Annotated in this window: 18 protein-coding genes and 1 pseudogene; 17 read left to right on the top strand and 2 right to left on the bottom strand. The window is 33.8% G+C overall.

Going from position 1 to position 23,735, the window contains the following annotated elements; translation table 11 throughout:
- Positions 1-136 precede the first annotated feature (136 nt).
- The 17 genes from tyrS to VSF34_RS05890 all read left to right on the top strand — a co-directional run bounded on the left by tyrS (position 137) and on the right by VSF34_RS05890 (position 20,995).
- Entirely contained in the window at positions 137-1,399 is a 1,263-nt protein-coding gene (tyrS, locus tag VSF34_RS05970) for a tyrosine--tRNA ligase (RefSeq protein WP_326716446.1), read from the top strand.
- 223 nt (positions 1,400-1,622) lie between these two features.
- Positions 1,623-2,360: an amino acid ABC transporter ATP-binding protein gene (locus VSF34_RS05965; RefSeq protein WP_326718038.1), complete on the top strand. Its 738-nt coding sequence runs from the start codon at positions 1,623-1,625 to the stop codon at positions 2,358-2,360.
- 11 nt (positions 2,361-2,371) lie between these two features.
- On the top strand, positions 2,372-3,175 hold the full coding sequence (locus tag VSF34_RS05960) for a transporter substrate-binding domain-containing protein (protein WP_326716445.1): 804 nt from the start codon (positions 2,372-2,374) through the stop codon (positions 3,173-3,175).
- Between the two features lie 14 nt (positions 3,176-3,189).
- Positions 3,190-3,834, top strand: coding sequence for an amino acid ABC transporter permease (locus VSF34_RS05955; RefSeq protein WP_326716444.1), 645 nt, complete (start codon positions 3,190-3,192; stop codon positions 3,832-3,834).
- Between the two features lie 16 nt (positions 3,835-3,850).
- A complete protein-coding gene (locus tag VSF34_RS05950) occupies positions 3,851-4,504 on the top strand; it encodes an amino acid ABC transporter permease (protein ID WP_326716443.1) in 654 nt (217 codons plus the stop codon).
- A 72-nt stretch (positions 4,505-4,576) separates the two neighbouring features.
- A complete protein-coding gene (locus VSF34_RS05945; protein WP_326716442.1) occupies positions 4,577-5,476 on the top strand; it encodes a deoxyribonuclease IV in 900 nt (299 codons plus the stop codon).
- 91 nt (positions 5,477-5,567) lie between these two features.
- A complete protein-coding gene (locus tag VSF34_RS05940) occupies positions 5,568-5,801 on the top strand; it encodes a YneF family protein (RefSeq protein WP_326716441.1) in 234 nt (77 codons plus the stop codon).
- A 92-nt stretch (positions 5,802-5,893) separates the two neighbouring features.
- The gene (locus tag VSF34_RS05935; RefSeq protein ID WP_326716440.1) at positions 5,894-7,645 is read left to right on the top strand and encodes an ABC transporter ATP-binding protein; all 1,752 of its coding nucleotides are present in this window, start codon (positions 5,894-5,896) and stop codon (positions 7,643-7,645) included.
- On the top strand, positions 7,645-9,426 hold the full coding sequence (locus VSF34_RS05930; protein WP_326716439.1) for an ABC transporter ATP-binding protein: 1,782 nt from the start codon (positions 7,645-7,647) through the stop codon (positions 9,424-9,426). The genes VSF34_RS05935 and VSF34_RS05930 overlap by 1 nt, the downstream gene beginning before the upstream one ends.
- 267 nt (positions 9,427-9,693) lie before the next feature.
- Entirely contained in the window at positions 9,694-11,937 is a 2,244-nt protein-coding gene (gene pcrA / locus VSF34_RS05925) for a DNA helicase PcrA (RefSeq protein ID WP_326716438.1), read from the top strand.
- A gap of 19 nt (positions 11,938-11,956) precedes the next feature.
- Positions 11,957-13,975, top strand: a complete 2,019-nt coding sequence (ligA, locus tag VSF34_RS05920; protein ID WP_326716437.1) for an NAD-dependent DNA ligase LigA — start codon at positions 11,957-11,959, stop codon at positions 13,973-13,975.
- 36 nt (positions 13,976-14,011) lie between these two features.
- Positions 14,012-14,317: an Asp-tRNA(Asn)/Glu-tRNA(Gln) amidotransferase subunit GatC gene (gene gatC / locus VSF34_RS05915; protein WP_326716436.1), complete on the top strand. Its 306-nt coding sequence runs from the start codon at positions 14,012-14,014 to the stop codon at positions 14,315-14,317.
- Positions 14,317-15,786 (top strand): Asp-tRNA(Asn)/Glu-tRNA(Gln) amidotransferase subunit GatA, encoded by a 1,470-nt coding sequence (gene gatA / locus VSF34_RS05910; protein ID WP_326716435.1) that lies wholly within the window; start codon positions 14,317-14,319, stop codon positions 15,784-15,786. Before gatC ends, gatA begins: the two co-directional genes overlap by 1 nt.
- On the top strand, positions 15,786-17,216 hold the full coding sequence (gene gatB, locus VSF34_RS05905) for an Asp-tRNA(Asn)/Glu-tRNA(Gln) amidotransferase subunit GatB (RefSeq protein ID WP_326716434.1): 1,431 nt from the start codon (positions 15,786-15,788) through the stop codon (positions 17,214-17,216). Before gatA ends, gatB begins: the two co-directional genes overlap by 1 nt.
- A gap of 24 nt (positions 17,217-17,240) precedes the next feature.
- On the top strand, positions 17,241-18,242 hold the full coding sequence (locus VSF34_RS05900) for a diacylglycerol kinase (protein ID WP_326716433.1): 1,002 nt from the start codon (positions 17,241-17,243) through the stop codon (positions 18,240-18,242).
- Between the two features lie 18 nt (positions 18,243-18,260).
- A complete protein-coding gene (gene rlmD / locus VSF34_RS05895) occupies positions 18,261-19,637 on the top strand; it encodes a 23S rRNA (uracil(1939)-C(5))-methyltransferase RlmD (RefSeq protein ID WP_326716432.1) in 1,377 nt (458 codons plus the stop codon).
- 299 nt (positions 19,638-19,936) lie between these two features.
- Positions 19,937-20,995, top strand: a complete 1,059-nt coding sequence (locus VSF34_RS05890) for an IS30 family transposase (RefSeq protein ID WP_326716431.1) — start codon at positions 19,937-19,939, stop codon at positions 20,993-20,995.
- A 76-nt stretch (positions 20,996-21,071) separates the two neighbouring features.
- On the opposite strand, the pseudogene VSF34_RS05885 reads toward VSF34_RS05890, so the two are convergent.
- Positions 21,072-21,176, bottom strand: a pseudogene (locus VSF34_RS05885) (IS30 family transposase); the annotation flags it as partial.
- 393 nt (positions 21,177-21,569) lie between these two features.
- The gene (locus VSF34_RS05880) at positions 21,570-23,705 is read right to left on the bottom strand and encodes an LTA synthase family protein (RefSeq protein WP_370659248.1); all 2,136 of its coding nucleotides are present in this window, start codon (positions 23,703-23,705) and stop codon (positions 21,570-21,572) included.
- Positions 23,706-23,735 lie beyond the last annotated feature (30 nt).

Genomic DNA, 23,735 nt, shown 5'->3' with positions numbered 1-23,735 from the left:
TTATTATAGCAAAAAAAGCAGTGCTTTCCTAGTTGAGAAACCCTTTTTAGAAAACATTGAAAAAAATGTCTTTTCCCTTTATTTTGCCTAAGCGATGAGTTAAGATAGGTAGTGAAATTAAAAAGGAGGAACTAATATGACAACGAATTTTTTATCAGAATTAAAGGATCGTGGTTTAGTCTATCAAATGACTGACGAGAAGGCATTAGAAAAATTACTGAATGAAGAGTCTGTGAAGTTGTATATTGGTTTTGATCCGACTGCAGATAGTTTACATATCGGTCATTTATTACCAGTACTTACTTTAAAGCGATTCCAAGATAATGGACATGTACCTGTGGCCTTAGTTGGTGGTGGTACGGGAATGATTGGAGACCCATCATTTAAAGATGCTGAACGTAGCTTGAATTCAACTGAAACAGTCCAGTCATGGTCAAATAGCTTAAAAAACCAATTATCACGCTTTATTGATTTTGAAGACCCAAAATATCCAGCTATTATTGCCAACAATGCTGATTGGTTGACGACAATCTCTCTAATCGAATTTTTAAGAGATGTAGGGAAAAATTTTACAATTAATTACATGATGAGTAAAGAAAGTGTAAAACGACGTATTGAAACAGGTATTTCTTACACTGAGTTTGCTTACCAGTTACTTCAAGCTTATGACTTTTTAAAATTATATGAAACTCAAGGTGTGAAACTTCAATTAGGTGGTAGTGACCAATGGGGAAACATCACATCTGGAATTGAGTTATTAAGACGTGAAAAAGAAGTCCAAGGATATGGCTTAACAATGCCATTAATCAAAAAAGCTGATGGAACCAAATTTGGTAAAACAGAAGGAAATGCTGTTTGGTTAGATGCAGACAAAACATCACCATACGAATTTTATCAGTTCTGGCTAAATACAGATGATCGTGATGCGGTTCAGTTCTTAAAATACTTTACTTTCTTAAGTTTAGAGGAAATTGCTGATATTGAAAAAGCTTTTGAAGCCGCTCCTCATGAGCGTGCAGCTCAAAAAGCTTTAGCAAAAGAAGTTACTACTCTTGTTCATGGTAAAAAAGCTTATGAGCAAGCGATAAAAATTTCAAAAGCACTATTTAGTGGTGACATTAAAGAACTAACAGCTGATGAAATTAAACAAGGGTTTAAAGATGTCCCAAGCTATGATGTAGCTAAGGATGATCATTTAGGCTTAGTTGAATTATTAGTTAATTCAGGAATTGAATCTTCAAAGCGTCAAGCTCGTGAAGATGTAACCAATGGTGCAATCTATATTAACGGGGATAGAGTACAAGATTTAGATTATGTTTTATCTGATGCTGACAAGATAGAATCTCAATTTATTGTTGTTCGCCGAGGTAAGAAAAAATATTTTTTATTAAAGTTTTAAAGTGATTAAAATAATCTAATAAAATAACTATTAAATAAACAACCACATCATTTATCAAGTTAATGACTTGAAGTTGATGTGGTTTTTTTGTGATAACATTTGTCTTTTATTTTTGCGAAACTTTACAGAATATTTAATTTGAGTATATAATGATTCCTGACAGGTTAAATTGGATTTTGATTAGAAAATTAAAAAATTATAATGTTTAACTAAAGAGGAGGCAATTACAATGATAAGATTTGAACATGTAGATAAATATTATGGTGACTTTCATGCGTTAAAAGATATCGATTTATTAATTGAAAAAGGTGAGGTCGTGGTAGCGCTAGGTCCGTCAGGTTCGGGAAAGAGTACGATGTTACGTTGTATCAATGCTCTTGAAGAAATCACAACAGGGAATTTAATTGTAGATGATATCAATGTTCATGATTCAAAAACAAATTTAAATGAATTAAGAAAACGATTAGGAATGGTCTTTCAACATTTTAATCTATATGCCAACATGACGGTATTAGAAAATGTCACCTTGGCTCCTATGAAAGTATTAAAAGAAAGTCGTGAAGAGGCAACTAAAAAAGCTGAGGCACTATTAGAAAGAGTTGGGATGCTAAGTAAAAAAGATTCTTATCCATCACAGTTATCAGGTGGACAACAGCAAAGAATTGCTATTGCAAGAAGTCTAGCAATGGAGCCTGATATTATGCTTTTTGACGAGCCAACTAGTGCCCTTGATCCAGAAATGGTAGGAGAAGTTCTAGATGTTATGAAACAATTAGCTAAAGAATCAGGCATGACTATGGTTGTTGTTACCCACGAGATGGGGTTTGCTAGGGAAGTGGCAGACCGAGTTGTGTTTATGGCAGATGGTCAAATTCTAGAAGACAGACCGTCAGAAGAATTTTTTGATAATCCACAAGACGTACGTGCTCAGCAGTTCTTAAGTACAATTATTAGCCATTAGGAGGAGAGATGATGAAAACATATTCTAAATTAATACTAGTTCTGTGCTTACCGTTACTTTTGGTGACACTTAGTGGTTGCTTGAAAACAAATGCCCAAGATAAAGATCTTTTAGAGCAGGTTAAGGAAAAACAAGAAATTAATTGGGGTGTTAAAAATGACACAGAGCTCTTTGGCTTAATGAATATTAAAACTAGAGAAGTAGAAGGCTTTGATATTGATATCGCTAAGGAAATTACGAAACGTTTATTAGGAGAAGAGGGGCAAGCGAATTTTATTGAAGTAACATCAAAGACAAGTATTCCCTTATTAAAAAATGGAAATATTGATGCGATTATTGCGACAATGACAATCAGTGATGAAAGAAAAAAACAAGTTGATTTTTCAGATATCTATTTCGCAGCTGGTCAGTCGCTTCTAGTCCCTAAAGATAGTAATATAAAAAAAGTAAGTGATTTAGGAAGTGAGAACACTGTTCTTGCAGTTAAAGGGTCAACATCAGCTGAAAATATCAGAGTTCATGCTAAAGATGCAAATATTTTAGAGTTGGAAAATTACGCTGAAGCATTCACTGCTCTTCAATCAGGTCAAGGAGATGCCATGACGACAGATAATAGTATTTTATTAGGCATGTCAGAAGAGAACCCTAACTTTATTTTAGCAGGTGATAATTTCACTAATGAACCTTACGGGATTGCAATTGATAAAGGTCAAGACAGTTTTGTTTTAGAAGTCAATCAAGCTTTAAAAGAGATGAAAGAGGACGACACTTATGCTGTTATTTATAAAAAATGGTTTAAAGAAGAACCAAAATAGAAAGGATTGAGATTATGTTAAATATTTTAATAGATTACCATCAAGATATACTCTCAGGACTTAAAGTGACACTATTAGCTAGTTTGACAGTTTTAGTTGGTAGCATGATAATTGGGACACTAATGGCCTTACTTCAAGGAGCTAAACGACATTGGATTAGACGAATTGGTAATACGTATGTTAATTTTTTTAGAAATGTGCCACTTTTAATTATTGTCATGTTTTTCTTTGTCGTTTTACCTTTATACGGCCTTAAAATGAATGGTATTTTGTCTGGAACTATAGGATTGACGCTTTATACGTCATCATTTATTGCTGATACTGTACGTGCGGGGATTGAAGCTGTACCTAAAGGTCAAACAGAAGCTGGTGTCTCGCAAGGGTTAACTCATTTTCAAATAATGTTTTACATTGTGTTACCTCAAGCTTTTAAATTAGCCCTGCCATCTTTAGGTAATCAATTTATTAATTTAGTGAAAAATTCATCCATCTTAGCCATGGTGGCAGGTGCAGACTTGATGTATCAAGGTGATATTATTGCAAGTACCACATTCAATACTATCGGGACGTATACATTAATAGGATTGATTTATTTGGCTATGACACTACCCTTATCATATGTGATGCGTTATGTGGAGAAAAAATTAGCTGTAAGTTAGAGGGGAGGAAAAACGAATGGGATTTGTTGAAGCATTTACTTGGTCTAATATTTTATTTATTTTAGATGGACTTGTTGTGACTCTTGAAGTTGCTACTTTATCTATTATTTTTAGTTTTGTGATTGGTGGTACACTAGGGGTTATTAGGTATATGAGGGTCCCTTTTTTATCAGGTATTGTTGGTTTTATTGTGGATATTATTAGAAATCTGCCTTTACTTTTAATTATCTTCTTTACTTATTTTGCCCTGCCACAAATTGGGATTCAGTTTAGTATCTTCTGGTCAGCTGTGATAGCTTTAACTGTTTTTGAATCAGCTATGATTTCAGAGATTATTCGTGGGGGTATCGAGGCAGTACCTAAAGGACAATTAGAAGCTGGCAGATCAACAGGGCTTACGATGATTCAAAGTATGAGATATATTATGTTGCCTCAAGGCATTAAACTAATGGTACCACCATTAGTTAGTCAGTTTGTTTCTTTAATACGTGATACATCTTTAGCAGTGGTAATTTCCTTACCAGAATTAACTCACAATACAAAGATTATTTACGCACAAAAACCAAATACTGTACTAGCGATGTTTTTTATGATGACAGTTTGTTATTTTGTTGTTTGTTACTCTTTATCTACCTACTCAAAACGATTTGAGATGACTTATAATCGCTAAGCAATTATCTTGTTTCGGTCATTAAAAAACGATACAATTATTTGAGTGAGTTTTTAGAAAAGGGGTTAAATTATGTTATTAGGGTCACACGTTAGTATGAGTGGAAAAGACATGTTACTTGGGTCAGCTAAACAAGCTAATGATCACGGGGCATCAACATTTATGATTTACACAGGAGCACCTCAAAATACAAGAAGAAAGCCAATTGAAGAGTTGAACATTGATGCTGCCAAAGAATTCATGTTAGCTAATGATTTTGATATAGAAAAAATTGTCGTTCATGCTCCTTATATTATCAACTTAGGAAACACGACAAAACCACAAAACTTTGGATTTGCCACTGAATTTTTAAGGCAAGAAATTGAAAGGGTTCAAGCGATTGGAGCCACTCAAATTACGATGCATCCAGGTGCTCATGTTGGGGCAGGAGCTGATGCTGGTATCGCTCAAATTATCAAAGGGTTAAATGAAGTACTAACTGCAGATCAAGTACCTCAAATCGCGTTAGAAACTATGGCAGGTAAAGGGACAGAGATTGGCCGAAATTTTGAAGAGTTAGCCAGAATTATTGATGGTGTGAAGTATAATGACAAATTATCTGTAACACTTGATACTTGTCACATTAATGATGCGGGTTATAATGTTCGTGAAGATTTTGATGGTGTCTTAGAAGAATTTGATAGAATCATCGGTCTAGATCGTTTGAAAGTTGTTCATGTCAATGATTCTAAAAATCCACAAGGCTCCCATAAGGACCGCCATGCTAATATTGGTTTTGGTACTATCGGCTTTGATGCTTTAAATGGTGTGGTTCATCATGAGAAATTGAAGGACATTCCTAAGATATTAGAAACACCTTTTGTAGGTGAGGATAAAAAAAGTGCTAAGGCTCCATATAAACATGAAATTGCTATGTTGAAATCTCAAACTTTTAATCCTAATTTACTAGAAGAGATTCAAAATAATCAGTAAAAAATAAGAAATCCCCTTCCTTTTATAATCGTTTTCTAGTACAATAAAAAGACGTGAATGAAATGAAACGATAAGAAGGAGAATTATTTAGATGAGTACAGGATTAGCTATTTTATTTATTATTATTGCCTTAATTTTAGGTGCAGTAGGTGGCTTCTTTTTAGCCAAAAAGACATTTGAAGATCAATTAGCAAAAAATCCTCCCGTTAATGAGGATATGTTACGTATGATGCTGGCACAGATGGGACAAAAACCATCAGAAAAGAAAGTTCGTCAAATGATGCAAAACATGAAAGCACAAAATAATAAAAAAGCTAAAAAATAATATTTTGTGGTAACTTAAAACATAGCAAACGGGTGCGTTTTTTTAACGCGCCTGTTTTTTTATTTTATCTTTTTAAAAAGGACGTGAGAGATTTGAGCGTATTTAGAAAACTAGCTTGGTTTTTTAAAACTGAAAAAAAAACATATATCATTGGGGTTGGTGCTTTAATTTTAGTAGCTATTATTCAATTAGTTCCACCAAGAATTATTGGTTTAGTTGTAGATGCCATTGATGAAAAGACACTAACAACACATAAATTATTAGTATTAGTTGGCATACTTGTAGTATCAGCTTTAGTAGTGTACCTATTAAGATATATTTGGCGAACTCATATTTGGGGTGGGGCAGCTAGGCTTGAAAAAGTAATGCGTCGCCGTTTATTTCACCACTTTACTATTATGGATCAAAACTTTTATCAAAAGTACCGAACTGGAGACTTAATGGCTCATGCCACAAATGATTTAAATGCCATTCAAAATGTAGCAGGTGGTGGCATTTTAACTTTTGCAGATGCCTTTATTACTGGGGCAATTACTATAGTGGCTATGATTATTTTTATTGATTGGAGGCTAACTCTCTTAGCCTTACTACCTTTTCCCTTACTAGCTGTGTTATCAAGTAAGTTAGGAGGTAAATTACATGTGGCATTTAAACAGTCTCAAGATGCTTTTTCACAATTAAATGATAAAACTCAAGAAAGTATCACTGGGATTAAGGTGATTAAAACTTTTGGACAAGAAAAAGAAGATATCCAAGATTTTAAGAAGAAAGTTAATTATTCTATCGAAAAAAATAACCGAGTTAACTTTTTAGATGCCTTATTTGATCCACTGATTACTTTAATCATTGGAATGAGCTACATGATCTCCATCACTCTAGGTGGTTACCTAGTTAAAACAGGGGCAATTACTATCGGGCAGTTGATTTCATTTTTTAATTATATTGGTATGTTAGTTTGGCCAATGTTTGCTATCGGTCGCTTTTTTAATATTTTACAGCGTGGTAATGCTAGTTATGATAGGGTGGATACTCTACTTAGTGAATCATCTCATATTGTTGAAATGAAAACAGGAATTAACACACCTGCCAAAGGTAATCTGCATTACAAAATTAATGAGTTTATTTATCCAGGTGATGAAAAACCTGCTTTGAAAGATATTGATTTTACTGTTTATGAAGGTGAGACTTTAGGTATTGTTGGTAAAACAGGGGCAGGGAAAACGACATTACTTAAATTACTTATGAGAGAATATGATGATTATGAGGGCGAGATTACTTTTGGTAATGAAAAAATTCAACATTACACATTAGATGCTCTTCTTCATTCTATTGGTTATGTTCCCCAAGATCATTTTCTATTCTCAATGACTGTAAGAGATAATATTCGTTTTGGTCGTCCACAAGCTAATCAAGAGTTAGTAGAAAAAATTGCAAAGCAAGCTGCCGTTAATGAGGATATTTTAGGGTTTTCTGAGGGGTATGACACCATGGTTGGTGAGAGGGGAGTATCTTTATCTGGTGGGCAAAAACAAAGGTTATCAATTGCTAGGGCCTTATTAGTTGAACCAGAATTACTAATTTTAGATGATGCCTTATCAGCTATTGATGCTAAAACAGAAGAAGAAATTCTAAATAATTTAAAAGAAACAAGACAAAATAAAACAACTATTATTAGTACTCATAGATTGAGTAGTGTGAAGCATGCTAAAGAAATTATCGTCGTAGATGAAGGTAAGATTATTGAGCGAGGCACTCATGATGAGTTGATAGCACTTAATGGTTGGTACAAGAAAATGTATGATCACCAGCAATTAGAAGATAAAATTGAAGGAGGGGAACGCTAATGGAGGAAAATCAATCAGCTTGGTCAAAGTCTTTTACCTCTAGTGAGCAAAAGAATATTATTAAACGTTTATTGACCTTTGCTAAACCATTTCGTAAGTATTTTGTTGGCTCTCTTATTTTTGCTGTTTTACTTGCTTTAGTGAATATCACTCTCCCTAAAATTTTACAAATATTTATGGATGATCATTTGACTGATGCTTCTACAACTATGAAAGTCATTTTATATTTTGCTGGACTATATGGTCTTGGGATTTTATTTAAAGCTGTCGTTTGGTTTGGTCAATGGATTTTGTACTACAGAGGATCTTTAAACACGTATCAATCTGTCAGAGTTAAATTGTTTTCAAAATTAGAAACTATGGGGATGCGTTATTTTGATCAGACACCAGCTGGATCTATCGTTTCTAGGGTGACAAATGATACAGAGACTTTATTTGAATTTTGGTTAGTCTTTTTAATGGTTTTATCAGCACTTTTTGGTATAACAGCATCATTTATTGCAATGGCTATGATTAATGTCCAATTAATGTTAACCTGCTTAGTATTTTTCCCGATTTTACTTGTTATTATTTGGTATTATCAAAAGTTTAGTTCTAGAATTTACCGTAGTATGCGTGAGAGGTTAAGTGAGTTAAATACGAAGCTTAACGAATCAATTTCTGGCATGCAGATCGTACAATATTTTAGGCAAGAAGATCGCTTAGAGGAAGAATTTGAAGCAAGTAATGATGATTATTTACAAACAAAATATGCCATGATTAGAACTAATTCCCTTCTTTTAGCACCTATTATTAATTTGCTTTTTGCTTTAGCTACTGCCATGATTTTAGCCTTCTTTGGTTTTAAATCATTTAACTCTCTTGTTGAAGTTGGGATGATTTATGCTTTTATTTCTTATGTTCAACAGTTCTTTAATCCAATGACTCAAATGATGGATTTTTTAAGTACGTTTCAGGACGGATTAGTTGCAGGAAGTCGTATTATCTCGATTTTAGATAATGATGAACTAGCACCTGAGCAACATCCAGGTGCAGATGCAACGATTACAAATGCCAAAATCGAGTTTCGTGATGTGAGTTTTTCTTATGATGGTAAACATAATGTGCTAAACCATATCAGTTTCACTGCTATGCCTGGTGAGACAGTAGCTCTGGTAGGACACACAGGAAGTGGTAAAAGTTCAATTATTAATGTGTTAATGCGTTTTTATGAATTTTATGATGGTGAGATTCTAATTGATGATGTCAATATTAAAGACTACCCTATGGAAGAATTAAGAGAAAAAATGGGTCTTGTTTTACAAGATGCGTTTATGTTTTACGGAGATATTGCTAGTAACATACGTTTGCTCAATACATCTATTACGGATGAACAAGTTATAAAAGCTGCTCAGTTTGTTCAAGCAGATAAGTTTATAGAACAACTACCTAAGAAATATCATGCCCTTGTATCAGAAGGGGGAACGAGTTTTTCTAGTGGTCAAAGACAGCTAATCTCTTTTGCTAGAACCATCGTGACTGATCCAAAAATTTTAGTATTAGATGAAGCTACAGCAAATATTGATACTGAAACGGAGAGTTTAATTCAAGAAGGCTTAGCTAAGATGCGTCAAGGTAGAACGACAATAGCGATTGCTCACCGTCTATCTACTATTAAGGATGCCAACCTTATCTTAGTTCTTGAAAAAGGACATATTGTTGAGCGAGGGACACATGATGAGTTAATTCAAAAAGAAGGATTATATTACGATATGTACCGCTTACAAAATAATCAAATTTAAAAAATAACGGGGGTGAAAAGTACCTAGGTGAAAATTTCGCCCCTACCATGTAAAAAAGAGGAAAAGAGATTGACTGAAAAGTTGATCTCTTTTTCTTGTAGAGAAATAATACTCTTTGTTAAAGGGACAAATTTGTTTACAATAATAAGAGAAGCTAAGTTAGTTAAAAAACGTATTAAGGATGAAAAACTTTAGCTTTTAAGGGATATTTACAAAGATTTTTGCTATAATAGAAAAGGATTTGAACAGAAAGGATGTTCGTGGTATATGTCTAATGAAAATAAATTGTTAGCTGGTTTAAATAACAAGCAACAAGAAGCAGTCAAAACAACACAAGGACCTTTGCTAATTATGGCAGGTGCCGGTAGCGGGAAAACAAGCGTGTTAACTCGCCGTGTTGCTTTTTTAATTGATGAGAAAGAAGTTAATCCTTGGAATATTTTAGCTATAACATTTACTAATAAAGCAGCAAAAGAGATGAAGGAGAGAATCATAGCTCTTCTTGGAATTGACGGGGAGAGTGTGTGGGTATCTACATTTCACTCTATGTGTGTACGTATGCTAAGACGTGATTCAGATTTGATTGGTTACAATAGAAATTTTACTATTATTGATGCTGGCGACCAACAGACACTGATTAAGCGTATTTTGAAAGAAGAAAATATTGATCCTAAAAAACATGATCCAAGAAGTATTTTAGCACAAATTAGTAATGCCAAAAATGAGTTATTAACTCCTGAAAAGTACGAAGCCAGATATACTGGATATTTCGAAACTATTGTAGCTAGGGTTTATAATAAATACCAAAAAGAATTACGTCATAACCAAGCAATGGATTTTGATGATCTAATTATGTTAACGATTCGTTTATTTGAAGAGAGTCCTGAAACACTATCTTATTATCAAAATAAGTTCCAGTACATTCACGTAGATGAGTATCAAGATACTAACCATGCCCAGTATACCTTAGTTAATTTACTAGCTAAACGTTTCAACAATTTGTGTGTTGTAGGAGATGCTGATCAGAGTATTTATGGCTGGCGCGGGGCTGATATGCAAAATATTTTAGATTTTGAAAAAGATTACCCTGATGCTAACACTATTTTGCTTGAGCAAAATTACCGTTCAACTAAAAATATTTTAAAAGCTGCTAATAGTGTCATTACACGTAATGATAATCGTAAGGATAAGAATTTATGGACTGATAATGCTCATGGTGAAAAGATTATACATTTTGGTGCTGGTAGTGATAGAGAAGAGGTACAGTTTATTGTCTCTAACATTCAGGAATTAAAACGTGAAGAATCAGCTTCATATGGCGATTTTTGTATTTTATATAGAACAAATGCGATGAGTCGTATTGTAGAGGATGCTTTTTTGAAATCAAACATTCCCTATAAGATGGTTGGTGGACATAAGTTCTATGACCGTAAAGAAATTAAAGATATTTTAGGGTATCTAAATGTTCTATCTAATGAAATGGATTCTCTAAGCTTTACTCGTGTAGTCAATGTACCAAAGCGTGGTATTGGTCCTGGTACGATTGAAAAATTACGAGAATTTGCCACGTTTCATGATTGGTCTCTTCTACAAGCCTCAATGGATATTGATTTGACCCCAATTACAGGAAAAGCGCGTAAAGAATTAAGTGACTTCTCAAATTTAATCATAAATTTACGCAAGATGATTCCATTTTTAACTATTACCGAATTAGTGGAAGAAACACTAGACAAGAGTGGTTATAGACAAGATCTAATTAATCAAAATTCACTAGAAGCTCAAACAAGATTAGAAAATTTAGATGAATTTTTAACAGTGACAAAAGAATTTGATAAGCGCTATGAAAATGGTGATTATGAAGATGAAGGTGTTAGTGATGAGGATAAGTTAGCTCTATTCTTAAATGACTTAGCCCTTGTATCAGATATAGATCCTCTGGAAGAGGAAAGTTCACAAGTTACTTTGATGACACTTCATGCAGCTAAAGGATTAGAGTTTCCTTATGTCTTTTTAGTTGGAATGGAAGAAACTATTTTTCCATTATCACGAGCTATTCTAGAGCAAGATGAGTTAGAAGAAGAAAGACGCTTAGCTTATGTGGGAATTACCCGAGCTGAAAAACAATTATTTTTAACTAATTCATCAAGTCGTATGCTTTACGGACGCACCCAGTATAATAGGCCATCTAGATTTTTAGAAGAAATTGATGAGACTGTGATTGAAAAAGTTGGAGGAGCTAAAAAAGTTGCCAGCCAAAGACCAGTCGGAACAAGTACAAGAAAACCTGCCTACCATCAACCAGAAACAACAGTTATCTCAAGTAAACAACAAACTGGCGGGGAAAAATCAATGTGGCAAGCAGGAGATAAGGTCGAACATAAAGCTTGGGGAATAGGAACGGTTGTTAAAGTCAGTGGAAATGCTAAAGATTTAGAACTAGACGTAGCCTTTCCTGCTCAAGGTGTTAAAAGACTTTTGGCAGCATTTGCTCCTATTACAAAGGTAGACTAGATAAAGGGGGAGATTAATTTTGGAAAAAGTAAAGCCAGAGGCACAAATTAAAGAGATAAGAAAAAAATTAAATAAGTGGGCTCATGCTTACTATGTTTTAGATACGCCTTTAGTATCAGATAGCGATTATGATAAATTGTACCGTGAGTTACAAGACTTAGAAACAGTTTACCCAGAATTAATTACAACAGATTCTATCACCCAACGTGTCGGTGGTAAATTGCTTGATGGATTTAAAAAAATTGAACATAAAACCCCTATGATGAGTCTAGGTAATGCTTTTAATGAGGCTGAGTTAAGAGAGTTTGATGCTAGAGTTAAAAAAGGAACAAATCAAGCTATTAGTTACATGGTAGAACTTAAAATTGATGGTTTAGCAATCAATTTATCCTACGTAAATAGTCAATTAGTAACTGGAGCTACTAGAGGAGACGGCGTAATTGGTGAGGATATTACTCAAAATTTAAGAACCGTTTACTCTATTCCTTTATCCCTAGAAGCTGATTTAACTATTGATGTCCGCGGGGAGTGTTTTATGCCAAAAGCATCTTTTGCTTCATTAAATGAAAGAAGAGATTTAGAAGGTGAAGCTGTTTTTGCTAATCCAAGAAATGCCGCAGCTGGTAGTTTACGACAATTAGACTCTAAAGTAACAGCTAAAAGACAATTAAGTACCTTTATTTATACGATTGCAAACCCTGAGCAATTTGGTTTAACTAGTCAAGCTCAAGCCCTTGATTTTTTAGATAATCATGGATTTAAAACAAATCATAGAAGACAACTATGTCAAAACATTGATGAAGTTTGGGCATATATTGAAGAGTTTCGTGATAAGCGTCACTCTCTTGATTATGAAATTGATGGGATTGTGATAAAAGTCAATGAGTTTAGTGCCCAAGAAGAATTAGGTTTTACAGTGAAGGCACCAAAATGGGCTATTGCTTATAAATTTCCAGCTGAAGAAGCTGAAACAGTGATTCGTGATATTGAATGGACGGTAGGAAGAACTGGTGTCGTGACACCAACAGCTATTATGGACTCTGTTCAATTAGCTGGTACAAGTGTTGCTAGAGCTAGTTTGCATAACTATGATTTGATTAAAGAAAAGGATATTCGTTTGTTGGATACTGTTATGGTTCATAAAGCAGGGGATATTATTCCAGAGGTAACAAGAGTTGTACTAGATAAGCGTCCAAAAGACTCTAGAGCATATCCAGAGCCAACTCATTGTCCAGTTTGTGATTCAGTCTTAGAGAAAATTGAATCAGAAGTGGCTATTCGTTGCATGAACCCCTTATGTCCTGCACAAATCAAAGAAGGACTCAATCACTTTGTGTCTCGTAATGCCATGAATATCGATGGTTTGGGACCGAAAGTTTTAGAACAACTTTACGATAAAGGTTTCATAAAACAGGTTTCTGATTTATACTATTTAACAGAGTCTGATTTACTCCAATTGGATAAAATCAAAGAAAAATCAGCCAATAATATTTTAACAGCAATTAATGCCAGTAAAACGAATTCGTTGGAGAAGTTGTTATTTGGTCTAGGTATTCAGCATGTCGGAGCGAAGGCTGCTAAATTAATTGCTGAAGAATTTAAGACGATGACAAATATTATGAGTGCCTCAAAAGAGTCCATTAATCAAATTGATTCTATTGGACCGGTGATTGTTGATAGTATCCATAAGTACTTTTTAGTACCAGGAGCAACAGAATTGATTAACTCCTTAATTAGTGCAGGGGTTAATATGGATTACCTTGGATTAAACTTGGCTGATACTTTGCAAGTAGACTCTATTTTTAATGGTAAAACGGTTGTTTTAACAGGTAAATTATTCACTTATAATCGCCGTGAAGCTAAAGAAAAAATGGAATCATTAGGTGCTAAAGTAACAGGTAGTGTTTCTAAGAAAACTGATATTGTTGTTGCCGGAGAAGAGGCAGGTAGTAAATTAGAAAAAGCTCTGGAGTTAGGTATTACTGTTTGGAGCGAAGAAGAGATGGTTGAAGCATTTAATGAGTCAAAAGACAATTAAATAAATGATATAAATGATAAAAGAGGAGTTAAGAAAATGGCGATTTCAAAAGAAGAAGTACAACGTGTTGCAGCTTTGTCAAAGTTATCTTTTTCAGATACTGAGTTAGACAATATGACTAACCAACTAGGAAAAATTATTGATATGATGGAAAATTTAGAAAAAGTTGATACAACAGGTGTCCCTTTTACATCTAACGTCACAGAAGAGGTTAATATTTTTAGATCAGATAAAAGTATTGCTGGAGAAGACCGCGCGGAATTACTTAAAAATGTTCATGAGTCAGAAAGTGGTTATATTAAAGTTCCAGCAATTATGGATAACGGGGAGGCAGGCGCGTAATGTCAGAATTATATCAATTATCAGTTAAAGAATTAAGTGAGTTATTAAATTCAGGTGAAGTATCTTCAGAAGAAGTGGTGAAGAGTTCATTTGAACAAATTGATAAAACAGAACCTAAAATAGAAGCATTTATCACCTTAACAGAGGATAAAGCTCTACAAGAAGCTAAAGCAATTGATGAAGCTGGACGTGATGCTAGTAAACCACTTGCTGGTGTACCAATCGGAATTAAAGATAACATTGTTACAAAAGGTGTTTTAACGACAGCAGCTAGTAAAATGCTTTATAATTTTGATCCAATTTATTCTGCTACTTCAGTGGAAAAATTAGAGGAATCAGGCTTTATTTCTCTTGGCAAACTTAACTTAGATGAGTTTGCTATGGGCTCAGCAACAGAAACATCATATTTTAAGAAAACTAAAAATGCATGGAACCAAGATAAAGTTCCTGGTGGCTCCTCTGGTGGCTCAGCAGCTAGTGTAGCAGCTGGACAAGTCCCTGCTGCTCTTGGATCAGATACTGGTGGTAGTATTAGACAACCAGCAGCATTTAACGGGGTTGTAGGGGTTAAACCAACTTATGGACGAATTTCTCGCTACGGATTAATTGCCTTCTCATCAAGTTTAGATCAAATTGGACCAATTACTCGTACTGTAGAAGATAATGCTTTAGTTTTAAATGCAATTGCAGGTCATGATCCAAAAGATAGCACGAGTTCTCGTCGTTTAACACCAGATTTTACATCTTTAATCGGTCAAGATATTAAAGGAATGCGTATAGGTGTTCCAAAAGAATATATGGGTGAGGGTGTTCATGAAGATACAAAAAATGCAGTAAAAGATGCGATTAAAACGTTTGAAAAATTAGGAGCTATTGTTGAAGAAGTCAGTCTACCACATTCAAAATATGGTGTAGAAGTTTATTATATTATTGCTTCATCAGAAGCGTCATCTAACTTACAACGTTTTGATGGTATTCGTTATGGGTATCGTTCTGAGAATGTATCAAACTTAGAAGATGTTTACATTAATTCTCGTTCTGAAGGTTTTGGAGAGGAAGTTAAGCGTCGTATTATGTTAGGTACTTTCTCACTAAGCTCAGGCTATTATGACGCTTACTTTAAAAAAGCTGGACAAGTTCGTACGTTAATTATGAATGACTTTAAAGAAGTCTTTAATAACTACGATTTACTTTTAGGACCAGTATCACCAACAGTTGCTTTTGATTTTGAATCATCAGTAGATAATCCAGTGACAGCTTATATGCGTGATATTCTAACTATTCCAGTTAACTTAGCTGGACTTCCAGGAATGAGTTTACCAGGCGGCTTCTCAGAAGGGATGCCAATTGGTATTCAACTAATTGGAAATCATTTTGAAGAAGAAAAGATGTATCAAGCAGCTTTTGCCTTTGAACAAGCAACAGATTTTCATAAGAAACAACCAGTGATTTTAGGAGGTAGAGCATAATGAACTTTGAAACAGTCATTGGACTTGAGATCCATGTGGAATTAAAAACAGAATCAAAAATTTTCTCAACATCAGCTGCCCATTTTGGTGCTGAGCCAAATACAAACACAAATGTGATTGATTTTAGTATGCCAGGTGTTTTACCGCTATTAAATATGGGGGCTGTAGAATATGGGATGCGTGCAGCACTAGCTCTAAATTGTAAAATTAATCGTCACTCTCATTTTGATCGTAAAAATTATTTTTACCCAGATAATCCAAAAGCCTATCAAATTTCTCAAGATGATGAGCCAATTGGTTATGATGGTTGGGTAGAAATTGAAGTTGAAGGTAAAAAGAAAAAAATTCGTATTGAACGTGTTCATTTAGAAGAAGATGCTGGTAAAAATATCCATGGAACAGATGGTTATTCGTATGTTGATTTGAACCGTCAAGGAACACCGTTGATTGAAATTGTTTCAGAAGCAGACATGAGATCACCAGAAGAAGCTTATGCTTACCTTGAGGCCATTAGATCGATTATTCAATTTACTGGTGTGAGTGATGTCAAAATGGAAGAAGGGTCAATGAGATGTGATGCAAATATTTCTCTAAGACCTTACGGACAGGAAAAGTTTGGTACAAAAGCTGAGCTTAAAAACTTAAACTCACTTAATTATGTTAAACAAGGATTAATCTTTGAAGAAAAACGTCAAGCTAAAGTATTAATGTCAGGTGGTATTATTCAACAAGAAACACGTCGCTATGATGAAGCAACAAAACAAACGATTTTAATGCGTGTTAAAGAAGGTGCAAGTGACTACCGCTACTTCCCAGAGCCAGATCTTCCAAAAATTGAAGTATCTGACGAATGGATTGAAGCGATCAGACAATCTATTCCAGAGCTTCCTGCAGCAAGACGTGTGCGTTATGTGTCAGAACTTGGATTACCAGAATATGATGCTATGGTTCTAACTTTATCAAGTGATATGTCAGATTTCTTTGATAATACAGTTAAAGAAGGAGCAGATCCTAAGCAAGCATCAAACTGGCTAATGGGTGAAGTATCAGCTTATCTAAATAGCGAAAAATTAGAACTAAATGAAACAAAATTAACACCTGATAATTTAGCAGGAATGATTAATTTAATTGAAGATGGCACTATCAGCTCAAAAATTGCTAAAAAAGTGTTTAAAGAATTAATTGAAAATGGTGGTAATGCTAAAGAAGTCGTTGAAGCAAAAGGTTTAGTTCAATTATCTGACCCAGCACAGTTATTACCAATAATTAATGATATACTAGATCAAAATGAGCAATCAATTGAAGATTTTAAAAATGGAAAAGACCGTGCTGTAGGTTTCTTAGTAGGTCAAATTATGAAAGCAACAAAAGGTAAAGCAAATCCTGGTGTTGTGAATAAGTTATTAGTGGAAGAACTAGGAAAGCGTTAATAGGGTCAGACAAGGAGTCATTTTATGAGAGCAAGACTGATATATAATCCAACTTCTGGAAAAGAAACATTGAAGAAAAATTTAGCAGAAATTTTGATGGTCATTGAAAAAGCAGGTTATGAAACAAGCGCTTATGCGACAACACCTGAAGATTTCTCTGCTAAACATGAGGCAACAAGGGCTGCTATGGCTGGTTTTGATTTAATTATTGCAGCAGGTGGTGATGGTACGATTAATGAAGTGATTAATGGTATCGCCCCTTTAGAAAATCGTCCAAAATTAGCGATTATTCCAGGTGGGACAACTAATGATTTTGCAAGAGCGTTACATATTCCAAGAGATAACGTAGTTAAAGCAGCAGAGGTAATCTTAAAAAATCAAACAATTAAATCAGATATTGGTAAAGCTGGCAATACTTATTTTATGAATATCGCAGCAGGTGGTTACCTAACAGAGTTGACGTATGAAGTCCCTTCTCATTTAAAGAGTGTCTTTGGCTATCTAGCTTACTTAGCTAAGGGTGCAGAAATGTTACCTCGTGTGAAACCAATTAATATGAAATTGACTTATGATGATGGAGTTTTTGATGGTAAAGCATCTATGTTTTTCTTAGGATTGACTAATTCTATTGGTGGTTTTGAACAAATTTCACCTGATGCAAGGCTAGATGATGGAAAATTTTCTTTAATTATTATTAAGACAGCCAATGTGATAGAAATTATGCATTTGATTACTCTTATGATAAATGGGGGTAAACACGTTAATGATTCTCGTGTTATTTACACGAAAACGTCAAGTCTGTATGCTGAAACGATAAATGATGATTTTAGAATGATGATTAATTTAGATGGTGAATATGGTGGGGATGCTCCTATGCAGTTTACTAATTATAAACAGCATATCGAAATGTTTGCTAATCTTGATGATATTCCAGAATCAGCTGTGTCAAAAGAAGAAGAAGAATTTATTAAACAAGTTGAGAAATTAACAAATGAAGATTTAGATGGTGATGGAAAGATTGCTTAAAAAAAGAAAGAGGCTACTATGAAAAAAGAACTTAGAGATGTACCAGTGAAAAAGAATGAACGTATGACGGTTACGATTGTTGATTTAACTTATGACGGACGAGGTGTAGCCAAAGTTGATGGGTTTCCAATTTTTATTGAAGAGGGGATTCCAGGCGAGCGTGTACAAATTCATATCTTAAAAGTGATGAAAAAATTTGCTTTTGCTAAGATTACATCTTGGGAAGAAAAAAGTGAAGACCGCGTTGAATCAGTTGAAAAAAACTTAATCCGTACAGGAATTGCTCCACTTCATCATATAAAATATAGTCGTCAATTAGAATTTAAGCAACAACAAGTGGAACAAGCTATGAAGAGAATTGGTGGTTTTGATAATATTGAAGTGACACCAACTATCGGTATGACAGATCCAACTCATTACCGCAATAAAGCTCAAATTCCAGTTCGAATGATGGGTGGCGATGTAGAGTTAGGTTTCTTTAGAAAAAATAGTCATGATCTAATTGTTGTGGAAGACTATTTAATTCAAGATGAGCGAATTGATGAGATTTTATTATTCTTAAAAGCTCAATTAAATGAATTTAATATTAAACCTTACGATGAAAAACAAAATACTGGTCACTTAAAAAATATTGTGATCAGACGTGGGCATTATTCAGGTGAAGTGATGGTAATGTTTGTAACACGTAAGAAGAAAATTTTCTACTTACAAGATATTGTAGAAAACTTAAAAAATGAGTTCCCTGATGTCGTTTCTGTCTTACAAAATGTACAACCTAAGGCAACAAATAAAGTTATTGGTGATACAATTTACGTTTTATATGGTAGAGAATATATCACTGATGAATTACTAGGTAAAATATATCGTATATCAGCTCAATCATTCTATCAAATCAATACGGTTCAAGCAGAAAAAATCTATGAAAAAGCCATTGAATTAGCTAATCTTAAAAAAACAGATGTCGTGTTAGATGCTTATTGTGGTATTGGAACAATTGGTTTAAGTCTAGCTGATAAAGTAGATACTGTTTATGGTGTGGATGTTGTGCCAGAAGCTATTGATGATGCTAAACGAAATGCAAAATTAAACAAAGTAGACAATGCTATCTTTGAAGTAGGTCATGCTGATATCGTATTAAAACAATGGACAGAAGAAAAAGTTAAATTTAATGTTATTGTTGTTGATCCACCAAGAAAAGGATTAACAGAAGAATTTATTACAGAATCTGTTGAATTAAATCCAGAAAAAATTATCTATATCTCTTGTGACCCAAGTACTTTAGCACGAGACATGAAATTATATGCAGAACATGGTTACACTGCAAGTGTAGTCTCACCTGTAGATATGTTTCCACAGACAACACATATTGAATGTGTGACTGTTTTAAGTAAGTAAGGAAAACATAAAAAAAAACGGGCTCTTTGTCAAATCGGACTGATGAGACAAATATTGAAGATGATGAATTTGAGAATTTTCTCAAATTCATCATCTTTTTTAGTTATTCAATTGTGACAAGGCCGTTTATCATAAAAATTCTTATCCTCATATTACTAAAAGATTTGAAGCCATAAGATACTCTTTTTAATGGCTTAGTTGTAAAATCAAGTTAGCCACTCTAAAATAATAAAAAAACACCATGGTAAAAATTCGTGTATCATTGAAGTAACTACCCAACAACGAAAGGAATTTTTATCATGGTGAAAATTAAGAATAACACAAAGACATCTAGTTATAAACATCTTTCCTTAAAGGAAAGGCAGCTTATTGAAGTTTGGCATAATATGGGAGACTCTAATAGAGAAATTGGTAGACGATTAGGCCGACACCATCAAACAATAAGTAATGAGCTTAAACGAGGAACGACCACGCAAATCAAAGAAAATAAGAAACCTAAACAACTCTATTTTGCTGATACGGGGCAAGCTAAATACATAGAAAACAGGAAACACTGTGGTTCGAAATCTAAGCTAGTTAGTGCTGTTGATTTTATTAATTATGCTTGTAAACAAATGATAGACTTTAATTGGTCACCAGATGCAATTGTTGGCTTTATCAAGTCTTTAGGGACTTGGGATAAACCTATTGTTTCTACTAAGACACTTTATAACTATATTGATAAAGGTTTTTTACCAGTCAGAAATCATCACCTCAAGATGAAAGTTAGACTATCACCTAAAAAGAAAAGAAGTCGTCAGCATAAAAAAGCTCTTGGAAAATCAATTGATGAACGACCTAGCAAAATTGATTCTAGACAAGAGTTTGGTCATTGGGAAATAGACAGTGTCATTGGTTCAAAATCTAAAGATGATAATGCTCTACTTACACTTGTTGAAAGAAAAACTCGCTACATGATTACTGTTGTTCTAGATGATCATACTGAAGAGTCTGTTAGTTACGCTATTAAACAGTTAAAATATGAGTTTGGAAGAGCCCGATTTAGTAGCATATTTCAATCGATTATTGCTGATAATGGCAGTGAATTTAGCTCACTTGATGATACTCTGCAACAAATGACTGATATCTACTTTGCTCACCCTTATTCATCTTGGGAACGAGGAACAAACGAAAGACATAATGGTTTATTACGGCAATTTGTTCCGAAAGGAACGCCTATCTGTCACTACTCAAAGCAGTTCATACAACTGGCTACTGAAAAAGTTAATCTTTTGCCGCGTAAAATTTTAGACTATAGACAACCAGCAACATTATTTTTAGAAGAAATTCAAAATCTAAAGATCGAAACATGTTGGTAAGTAAGGGGTTCAATAAAATAACACTGATATTTAGATATTTTTACCAGAGTGGCTAACTTAATGTTGCAATTTAGAGTCTTGATCTTTTTAAAGTATCAGCAACATGTTTAACTTTTTTAGCTTGGTGATAATAAGATTCTATTAAAACAAGCTCGTCTGTAGTAAGATGTATATAGGTCATTTGTGATCACTCTCCTTGTTTTCTTTCGTCGGAAATACAATTTGGACAATTTGAGTGTATCACAAATGATTTTTTTATTTGTCTAGCTTAATTTTACAATCGGCGATTGTATAAATCAGGTATTGTTTTCCCCGTTTGAAACTGTCTTTTTAGAAATACAAATGTTATTTGCTAGCTCTTCTTGGGTTTGAGTCTGTTTTTTTCGTTGTCGTTTAATGGTTTTAGAGATATCCATATTAATAATCCTTAATTGAGGTGGGTTTATTATATAAGATGGTTATGAAATTAGCCATAAAAAGTCAGGTTATTTTTAAGGACAATCTGTTTCTACTTAGTATGAATACTGATAGCAAACAAAAGTCACTATTCAACATTCGAATAGTGACTTTTAGTTTATTTTTTATCTTGTTCTTTTTGTTTAGCTTCTTCTTGTTCTTGGTATTGCTTATATGTTTTTGTTTCGAAAATATCAACGGTTGATTTGTTACCATTTTGTGAATAGATACTTGTAGAATCACTATCTTTATCTTCTTCAATTTTAGTAATCTTCTCAACAGCATCCTTATAATCATATTGTGTTGGGTCGACGGGCTGTAGACCACTTTCTGTGTAGAACCTTAGTAAATCTCCATTAGTTAAGGCATCAGACATGTTAAGTTGAGTACCAGCTTTTTCTTTAATATCAGCAATATCGTCTATTTGTTTTTGAGTTAAATCTTCTAATAATTCACCTGTTTTAGTATCATAAACATTAGGTCCAAGAATTGTATAGACAGGTGTGACAATATGCCCATTTCTAAAGACAACAATTTGATCTTTATCTTTAGATGTGAAATCTTGTCCAAGTTGAATATAATTATCTGTTTCAATACCTAATAAGTGTAGTAGAGTAGGTAATACATCAACTTGACCACCATAAGTGTGAGAAATGCCACCTTTTTCTTGACCAGGAATATGAAACATCACAGGGACACGTTGTAGTTGTGCATCATCCCACTCTGTCCAATCATCCTTTGATTTACCAAGTAAGTCAGCTAAATACTTATTACGAGAGTTAGAAATTCCGTAATGATCACCATATAAAACAATGATAGAATCATCATACACGCCAGTTTGTTTTAAGTAAGTAAATAATTCTTCAACAGCTTGATCTAAATAGTTTGCAGTAGCAAAATAACCATTGATTGTTGTATCTGGTGTTTTAGCAATCGGAAACCCAGCATTATCATCTTTAAATTGTGAATATGGGTAATGATTTGTAACTAAAATAAATTTAGAGTAAAAAGGCTGTTGTAGATGCTCTAAATATTGAACGGACTGTGCTAAAAATGGCTTGTCATGTAAACCATATTGGAAAGAGTTTTCCTCGTTAACATCATAATAACTAGCATCAAAGAAATAGTCATAGCCAATATGTTTATACGTTTCATTTCTATTCCAAAATGAGCCGCCATTACCATGGAACACAGCACTTGTATAACCTTGAGTTTGTCCTAAAATGGCTGGAGCTGATTGGAAACTATTTTTATCACCTAATTGAGAAAATAAAGGACCTTGACCAAGTCCAAAGAATGAATTTTCAAGTAAGGTTTCAGCATCACTTGTTTTACCAGAACCAACTTGATGGAAAGCATTGTCATAGCTAAATGTATCATTTGAATGATATAAACTGTTTAAAAATGGTGTGACTTCATGCTCCACGCCTTCTTCATCTTTTAACTTATAATCAATTAAAAATTGTTGGAAACTCTCTAGATGAACATAAATCACATTTTTTCCTTTAGCTATTCCAAATGTATCATCATTAGGTGAGGTGTGATGCTCTTTAACGTAGTTTTGAACATCTACCAAATCACTTTCACTTGCCTGAGCACGTCGCTGGTTAGCGTGATATGTTTGAACACCATCATAAACGGTGAAGGCATTCATACCTAAATATTTTACAATGTGATCTCTTGAGAATGTCCTTTTTAAAAGTTCAGGACGATCTGTTTCAGCTAATGTTAAGTTTGCTGAAAAAAGTAGAACAGAAAAACTTGTGACAGCAAAAGCAGATCTTGCTTTAACTGGTTTTTCATCAATTTTTATCTTTTTAGTAGCAAGTAAAATGATAATCACAATAGTATCTGACCAGTATAATACATCATATGGCCTGAACATACGAAGAGCACTCTCTCCAAGACCAGATGATACCTTACCAGCTCCAAGCATAGTATTAACTGTAATAAAATCTGTAAATTCTCTGTAATACACAATGTTTGAAAAGAGCAGTAACGTTGTTAGAGCTGAAATCACGACTAAAGTAATGTATGATTTTTTAGGGCTTTTAATATATAAAGCCGCAGAGAATAAAAAGATAGTTGTTGCAACAGGACTAATAAAAAGAATAAATTGTTGAAAAGTTGACTCAATATTTAAGTTAAAATCAATAGAATAAGCAAATAAACTTTTAATCCAGAACAAGATGACCATTAAGGTGAAAAATCCCATTCTCGTATTAATCCAATTTGTATTATATTTATGTTTCAATTAAAAACATCCTTTCTATAACAAGACAAA

This window comes from Vagococcus jeotgali, assembly GCF_035918315.1.
Lineage (GTDB): Bacteria > Bacillota > Bacilli > Lactobacillales > Vagococcaceae > Vagococcus > Vagococcus jeotgali.
This window is presented reverse-complemented; position numbering and strand designations above follow the sequence as displayed.